We start from the raw sequence: 6,249 nt of genomic DNA, 5'->3' as shown, positions 1-6,249 counted from the left end.
ATCCCCCGACAGCCCCACTCATTAGGAGGAAAGCTCCCCTAGAGCGAAGGCATGAGGTCACTAGAGAGGCGGATATAAAGGTCACTAAAGAGGCCGACACATGAGACCACAGAAGACCAAGAGCGAGGTAGTCGAGGAGCATACGCTCCTGATGGTAGTATCTGTGTCCTAGGTGCGGAGCGAACAAGTATACACCTATTACCTAGAGGGGAAGAGTGTACACGTGTGTACACAATAGTATACCCACGTGTACACAACTGTATACACGCGTGTACACTACCTCGCTCTAAGTATCACCTCTATAGGGTGCTCTCTTAGGGCGATCTCTCGGGGTCTGCACTCATGCTCTCTAGTGCACGGCTAAGGCGCCCCTAGATGGGAATGAATATCCCCACACAGTGCTCAAGAGCAATGCACACCCCGAGAAATCACACATCAGCCACGAGGTACTCATCAGGGATAGCCCCAATGACTTATCTTTGTAGCGAGGGCTACGCATAGTCTTCGCTGCATTATACATAATCAAACTTCTGATCCGAACAAAATCAATGAAGCAACTCATCCACAGGGCCACCATCATCAACGACGGGGAGAGCTACGTCGGCTCCATCCTCATCGATGGAGAGCGGATCGCCAAGATATATAGGGGCGAGAAGATCTACAAGCACGAGGCAGGCACACGGATCGACACGGGCGAATATTGGTTCCCCGAAGGTATCGAGCGTGAGGCCGACGTCGTCATCCCTGCCGAAGGGCTCTTGCTCCTGCCTGGGTGCATAGATGACCAAGTGCACTTCCGTGAGCCAGGACTCACCCACAAGGCGACCATAGAGTCCGAGAGCCGTGCAGCCGTAGCGGGTGGGATCACCTCCTTCATGGAGATGCCCAATACCAAGCCCCCCACGACCAGCCTAGAGGCCTGGCAGTGGAAGATGGATCGTGCCCAAGAGACATCGTGGGTGAACTACTCCTTCTTCTTCGGCGGGAGCAATGACAATGCGGATGAGCTCCGACGTATCGATCGCCTCCATACCCCTGGCATCAAGCTCTTCTTGGGCTCCTCTACGGGTAATATGCTCGTGGATGACCGCCATACACTCGAGCGGATATTCAGCGAGACCGACCTCATCATCGCTACCCACTGTGAGAAGGAGGAGATCATCCGTGCCAATAGGGAGCACTTCCTCGCTCAGATCCCTGCAGACGAACTCGATGTACGCTATCACCCACTGATCCGTAGCGAGGAGGCCTGCTACCGCTCCTCCAGCGAAGCCGTGGAGCTCGCCACCCGCCTAGGCAGTCGCCTACACATCCTACACGTCTCCACAGCCCGAGAGCTCAGCCTATTCAGCGATCAGCTCCCCCTGGCAGAGAAGCGGATCACGGCCGAGGCCTGCGTCCACCACTTGCTCTTCACCGACCAGGACTATCCACGTCTAGGCAACCGCATCAAGTGGAACCCCGCCGTCAAGACCATGCGAGACCGAGAAGCCCTGCGTGAGGCCGTCCGCCACCAGAGGATCGACATCATCGCTACGGATCATGCCCCGCACCTCCTAGAGGAGAAGAAGGGGAACTGCCTCACGGCTGCCAGCGGTGGCCCACTCTGCGAATGGGCACTCATCTCTATGCTTGACCTAGCTCTGGAGGGTGTCTTCACTCGGGAGCAGGTCGTAGAGATGATGGCTCACCGTCCAGCCCAGCTCTTTGGCATACAGGATCGGGGCTTCATCAGGGAGGACTACTATGCCGATCTTGTACTCATCGCCCCCAATGCCCCACACCTCGTCACCGCAGACTCTGTCGTGTCCAAGTGTGGCTGGTCACCCTTCGAGGGGCACACCTTCACGCATAGGGTCGTACAGACCTTTGTCAATGGTCATTCGGTCTACCACAATGGCGCCTTCTGCTCCGAGCGTCCCACGAGCTATCCACTGACCTTCGGACGCTAGAGCCCTACCGAGCACTAGAGCAAATAGCCCCGCCCCACGATATGAGAGGTCACTCATATCGTGGGGCGGGGCTATTTGCTCCTATATGTATAGCGGATCGGCTAAAGCACTACATCCGTGTAGAGGGCGACATCAGGGCGATGCTCTGCGATATAGGCTGCTGGGTAGCCCTTGGCCTCTGGGCTGGAGGAGAGGATAGCACGTAGGACAGGAGCCTTCGTCTCTCCCGTCACGAGGAAGAGCAGCTGACGAGCAGCTAGGATCGTAGGCCCGGTGAGGGCGATGCGACGCTGCCCCTTAGGGCTAGTGGCCACGGCATACGGAGCCTCCTCTGTCAGGAGCTGGGGCTCATGGGGGAAGATCGAGGAGGTATGACCATCATCCCCTAGACCTAGGAGCACGATGTCGAAGACTGGGTACTCCCCATCGAAGGGGAGCTCCGATCCCACGAGCCAGCAGTAGTCCTTAGCCTCCCGCTCGGGATCAGCCTCTCCCCGTATGCGGTGCACCTGATCCTCGGGAATGGGGACATGATCCAGGAGGGTAGCCTTCGTCATGCCATAGTTGCTATCGGGGTCTGTGGGCGGGACACACCGCTCATCCACCCAATAGAGGTGGATACGATCCCAGCGGACAGCACTACGTAGAGGTTCCTCAGCCAGCAGGCTAAAGAGCAGTCGAGGGGTACTGCCCCCGGAGAGGGCGATGTGTACCCAGCCCTCCTGAGAGGGACGTACGAAGGCCTCCTCGGCAACAGCACGAGCGACCTCCTCGGGGGTAGCATAGATATATGGGATCATAGTTCGCAGTAGAGCTCAGAGTTGGTAAGGTTACGGCAGGGGTTCGTCCAGCTGTGATCCCGCTCGATGATTAGGTCACTCTGCTTAGGCCCCCATGTACCTGCGGGATAGCCGTAGAGAGGGAAGTCGTCCTCCTGCCAGAGGCGAAGGATCGGATCGAAGAAGCGCCAGCTCATCTCCACCGCATCGCTGCGTGTGAAGAGGGTGGAGTCACCGAGCATACAGTCCTCCAAGAGGCGTGAGTAGGCATCCCCCGAAGCCAAGCCCCCGAGCTGGTCGTAGGTGAAGTTCATCGAGACCTTCTTGACCTCGAAGCCCGAGCCAGGCACCTTAGCGGCAAACTTCAGAGAGATCCCTTCATCGGGCTGGATACGGATGATGAGCTGATTGGGCACCGTACCGCCGTCTAGCGAGGTGAACATCTTGTGAGGTGTGGGCTTGAAGTGCACGACGATCTCTGTGACCTTCGTCGGCATCATCTTCCCTGTACGGATATAGAAGGGGACACCCTGCCAGCGCCAGTTGTCGATATAGAGCTTCATCGCTACGAAGGTCTCCGTACGGCTATTGCCTGCCACCTTGTCCTCCTCTCGGTAGGCACGATGGAGCTCTCCTCGCCACTCACCCTCAGTGTACTGACCTCGGATGACTCGCCTACGCACCTCATCATCCGACATGGGACGGAAGGACTGGTAGACCTTCACCACCTCGTTGCGGAAGAGGTCTGCATTGAACTGCACTGGGGGCTCCATCGCCGTCAGGGCAACGAGCTGTGCTAGGTGGTTCTGCACCATATCCCGTAGAGCTCCTGTCTGGTCATAGAAGCCCCCACGGCTCTCTATGCCCATATTCTCCACTGCTGTGATCTCTACACGATCGATATAGTTCCTATTCCATAGGGGCTCGAAGATGCCGTTGGCGAAGCGTAGAGCCATGATGTCCTGCACGGTCTCCTTGCCGAGGAAGTGGTCGATACGATAGAGCTGATGCTCCTGGAAGGCCGAGCGATAGATCTCGTTCAGCTCCAGCGCTGAGGCGAGGTCATAGCCGAAGGGCTTCTCGATGACGATACGGCGCAGAGCACCACCCTCCTCGCTATTGAGCCCGACATGCTTGAGGTGCTGGGGGACGACACCATAGAGTAGGGGCGGGGTAGAGAGGTAGTAGATGTAGTTGGCGGGATTGTCGATCTGCTTATCGAGCTGAGAGAGGCGCTCCACGAGTCTAGGATAGTCACTCTGCTCGGCAGGGTCCATCGCTAGGTAGTACACCGAGCTAAGGAGCTGCTCTGCCAGCGAAGCATCGTACTCGCCCTCGGCTAGATACATCTGGAGGGCTTCATCTAGGTGCGGACGATAGCTATCATCTGTGTAGTCCGTACGCCCTAGAGCGAGGACAGCGAAGCGGTGCGGGAGCTTGCCCTGCTTGAAGAGCTGGTAGAGCGAGGGGACGAGCTTGCGCTTAGTTAGGTCACCCGATCCACCGAAGATGACGAGGATGAGGCTCTCGGGCTTCGTATTCTGTGCGGTTACTTGCATCGTAGCTTAGCCTTAGGCATTATAGGTTGTGGATGAGGTATCACTCCCTCTACCTGTCCAATTCTCGTGGAAGAATTCACCCCTAGGACGATCCGTGCGCTCAAAGGTATGCGCTCCGAAGAAGTCCCGCTGTGCCTGTACCATATTGGCAGGCAGGCGACGGGTCGTCAGAGAGAAGAAGTAGTTCAGTGCCGATGAGAAGGCAGGCACCGAGCACTCGGCTGCGATAGCAGAGGATACGATACGCCCCCAGTCAGCCTTGGCATCCTTGATCTCGTGCTGGAAGTAAGGAGCTAGTAGGAGATTCTGTAGCTCTGGTTGTGCCTCGTAGGCCTCGGCAATATCATTGAGGAAGGCTGAGCGGATGATACAGCCATTGCGCCAGATGCGTGCGATGGAGGAGAGGTCAAGCGACCAACCATTGGCCTTAGAGGCTTCATATAGGAGGGAGAATCCCTGTGCATAGGAGACGATCTTGGAGGCATAGAGGCTACGCTGGAGGGCAAGCGTATCGGCCTCGGTGAAGGGCTCGGGGCGATGCTCGCTACGCGGGTAGATGCTGGAGGCTTCCTGACGTAGCTCTACCGAGGACGATAGGCTACGCTCGTAGACAGCAGTAGCGATGAGGCTCAGAGGCTGGCCATACTCCAGAGAGTTGATGACCGACCACTTGCCCGTACCCTTCTGCCCTGCAGCATCTAGGATCTTGTCGATGAGGTAAGCCCCATCTGCCTCTCGGTGACGCAGGATCTCGGAGGTAATCTCGATGAGGTAGCTGGAGAGCTTGCCCTTGCCCCAGGAGGTGAAGATCTCAGCCATCTCCTCATTACTCATCCCTGCGACCGAGCGTAGGTAGCCATAGGCATCTGCGATGAGCTGCATATCTCCATACTCGATACCGTTGTGCACCATCTTGACGAAGTGCCCCGAGCCCCCTGCACCTATCCAGGCACAGCAGGGAGTACCATCCTCGGCCTGCGCAGCGATCCGAGTGAAGATAGGCTCTAGGCTCGGCCAAGCCTCCTGTGCTCCGCCGGGCATGATCGCTGGGCCATTCAGTGCCCCTTCCTCTCCGCCAGAGATACCACAGCCCACGAAGTAGATACCCCGCTGACGTAGCTCGGACTCCCGACGCTCGGAGTCCTCCCAGTTGGAGTTGCCCCCATCGACGACTATATCCCCAGCCTCTAGGTAGGGAAGGAGTGCCTCTATGACGAGGTCTACAGGACGACCTGCACGGATCATCATCATGATCTTGCGTGGACGCTCGATGCTGGCTACGAAGGCCTCTAGGTCAGTGAAGCCGAGGAAGTGCTTGCCTGCCCCACGCCCAGCCATGAAGTGCTCTACGACACCTGTCTCGGCACCCTCGGCACGGTTGTAGACGGAGACCTGGAAGCCATTACGCTCCATATTCAGGGCTAGGTTCTCACCCATGACGGCGAGCCCGATGAGCCCAATATCTGATTTCTTATTCATATCTATGATGATTTATTCTTCTATCGATCTATTCTATATAAGTCTCTCGTACGGCTCTAAGAAGAGACTAGAGTACACAGCCCCCCGCTCTAAGCCTGCGCCAGCAGGAGGGCTAGTAGGGCAAGGATAGCAGGGAGCCCCTGCTTGACGAGGATGCTACGACTAGAGCGAATCGCCCCATAACCAGCGGCCACGATGACACAGCCGAGGAAGAAGATCTGTACTCGGATCGACCACTCGGGGTCTCCGATCGTCAGTCCCCAGATCAGCCCCATAGCTAGAAAGCCATTATAGAGCCCTTGGTTGGCTGCTAGCCCCCTTGTGGGCTCGAAGAGCTCCTCGGGCAGGGCATCGCGGAAGACCTCCTTACCCTTCGTCGTCCAGGCAAACATCTCGATCCAGAGAATATACAAGTGCTCCAGTGCCACCAAGGCAACGAGCACACAAGCGATTGTACTCATACGTGTACTGTGATTATGC

The 6,249-nt window shown here is 57.2% G+C and carries 5 protein-coding genes; 1 reads left to right on the top strand and 4 read right to left on the bottom strand.

The genetic code is table 11. The features are described 5' to 3' along the window. The first annotated feature begins 548 nt into the window (after positions 1–548). Positions 549–1,952, top strand: coding sequence for a dihydroorotase (locus QZ170_RS06340; protein WP_297178796.1), 1,404 nt, complete (start codon positions 549–551; stop codon positions 1,950–1,952). Positions 1,953–2,053: 101 nt separating this feature from the next. On the opposite strand, the gene pgl is transcribed toward QZ170_RS06340, so the two are convergent. The 4 genes from pgl to QZ170_RS06320 all read right to left on the bottom strand — a co-directional run bounded on the left by pgl (position 2,054) and on the right by QZ170_RS06320 (position 6,230). Continuing rightward, positions 2,054–2,752 (bottom strand): 6-phosphogluconolactonase, encoded by a 699-nt coding sequence (pgl, locus tag QZ170_RS06335; RefSeq protein WP_297178793.1) that lies wholly within the window; start codon positions 2,750–2,752, stop codon positions 2,054–2,056. Beyond that, complete coding sequence (gene zwf, locus QZ170_RS06330) at positions 2,749–4,290, bottom strand: glucose-6-phosphate dehydrogenase (protein WP_297178790.1); 1,542 nt, start codon at positions 4,288–4,290, stop codon at positions 2,749–2,751. The genes pgl and zwf overlap by 4 nt, the downstream gene beginning before the upstream one ends. Positions 4,291–4,302: 12 nt before the next feature. After that, on the bottom strand, positions 4,303–5,769 hold the full coding sequence (gnd, locus tag QZ170_RS06325; protein WP_297178787.1) for a decarboxylating NADP(+)-dependent phosphogluconate dehydrogenase: 1,467 nt from the start codon (positions 5,767–5,769) through the stop codon (positions 4,303–4,305). A gap of 89 nt (positions 5,770–5,858) precedes the next feature. Further along, entirely contained in the window at positions 5,859–6,230 is a 372-nt protein-coding gene (locus QZ170_RS06320; protein WP_297178784.1) for a DUF1304 domain-containing protein, read from the bottom strand. Between the last annotated feature and the right edge of the window lie 19 nt (positions 6,231–6,249).

It is taken from the genome of uncultured Porphyromonas sp., assembly GCF_905372525.1.
In the GTDB taxonomy this organism is placed as follows: Bacteria; Bacteroidota; Bacteroidia; order Bacteroidales; family Porphyromonadaceae; genus Porphyromonas.
The sequence above is the reverse complement of the archived record's forward strand: the minus strand, read 5'-3'. Positions and strand labels throughout refer to the sequence as shown.